Annotated in this window: 1 protein-coding gene; it reads right to left on the bottom strand. The window is 39.7% G+C overall.

Features of this window, described 5'->3' with window-relative positions; all coding sequences use genetic code 11:
- The coding region (locus ACTNDS_RS16635; protein WP_441036861.1) for an IS256 family transposase at positions 1-1,015 on the bottom strand (1,015 nt) is incomplete at its 3' end.
- Positions 1,016-1,109 lie beyond the last annotated feature (94 nt).

Consider the following 1,109-nt stretch of genomic DNA (forward strand, 5'->3'; position numbering starts at 1 on the left):
TATTTGTCGTGTACATAATGCGTCTGATATCATTAGAAAACTGGAAAAAGGAACTTACATCTTCCCAATTATTTTCCCAGTTACTGATCGCATACGGATATTTCTTCCCCCATTTTTCTTTCATGTTCTCCAGCTCTGTTAAAGCGGCTGTTTCGTTCGGAGCATTGTACACTTCTTTGAAATCCGAGGAAAACTTTTTCAGATCATTATAATTTACATATTTGAAAGAATTGCGTAGCATATGGATCACACATCTCTGGATCTCTGCCTGCGGATAAACTGCCTGAATAGCTTCTTTAAAACCCGGAAGACCATCCACACAGAAGAAAAGGACATCTTTTACTCCGCGGTTCTTAAGATCATTAAGCATCCCAAGCCAGAACTTGCTGGTTTCATTTGCGCCTACTGTGATGCTGAGGATATCTTTGTATCCCTCCACTGTAACGCCAAGAACTACATACGCAGCACGACTCTGGATTCTGCCATCCTCACGTACTTTATAATGAATACAGTCCATAAAGACAAACGGATAAACCGGGTTCAGAGGACGGGACTGCCATTCCTTAACCTGAGGAAGTATTTTGTCTGTGATCTTGCTGACCATTTCAGCTGATAGCTCAATTCCATAAAGATCCTGGAGCTGATCGTGGATGTCACGTGTACTCATACCACGGGCATATAAAGATATCACTTTTTCCTCAATCCCGGAAATATCTCTCTGGTATTTAGGGATGAGTTTTGGTTCAAACTCACCGTTACGGTCTCTTGGTACGTCGATTTGAAATTCACCGTATTGACTCTTTAAATTTTTTGTAGAATGACCATTTCTTTTATTGTCTGTCTGTAGATCTCCCTTATGGTTTTTCTCGTAGCCAAGAGTTGCATCCAGTTCTGCCTCCATCAGCTCCTGCAGGATATCCTTGAAACTGTCTTTCAGAAGCGTGTATATATCTGCAACGCTATTAATGTTGTTTTCTGAGATGATCTGTCGAATTTGTTCTTTTGCAACTGCCATAAAAAATACTCCTTTTCGATAAGAATTGTCATATCTGAATTCTTACCAAAAAGGAGTTATTTTTTACCAAAAACACAAACTATTTTACACTACC

This window comes from Blautia sp. HCP3S3_C12, from assembly GCF_052064155.1.
Classification (GTDB): domain Bacteria; phylum Bacillota; class Clostridia; order Lachnospirales; family Lachnospiraceae; genus Blautia_A.